We start from the raw sequence: 266 nt of genomic DNA, 5'->3' as shown, positions 1-266 counted from the left end.
AAAGAGCATGCCAAGCATAAATCTGCTGCATGAAATTAAACAATCAAACAAAAAGCAGACCAAAACGCCTTTAACACTAAAATTGGACAATGATCTGCGTCTTAGATTACTTTCTGCAGCTGATAAGATAGGCTGTACTCAAACTGCGATTATCACAACGGCGATTGAAAAAGCACTCGACGAATTAGGTTATTAAGCAATGCGCTTTGGCTTCTTCACAGGTGGTCTAATTGGCTTTGTAGTAGGGGCAATTTCTGCCCCTATTA

The 266-nt window shown here is 39.8% G+C and carries 1 protein-coding gene; it reads left to right on the top strand.

Features of this window, described 5'->3' with window-relative positions; all coding sequences use genetic code 11:
- Positions 1-196, top strand: a 196-nt coding sequence (locus HBA93_RS21510; RefSeq protein WP_221724606.1) for a hypothetical protein, incomplete at its 5' end; no start/stop codon positions are given.
- Between the last annotated feature and the right edge of the window lie 70 nt (positions 197-266).

The sequence above is a fragment of the Ochrobactrum sp. SFR4 genome (assembly GCF_019730395.1).
GTDB lineage: Bacteria > Pseudomonadota > Alphaproteobacteria > Rhizobiales > Rhizobiaceae > Pseudochrobactrum.
This window is presented reverse-complemented; position numbering and strand designations above follow the sequence as displayed.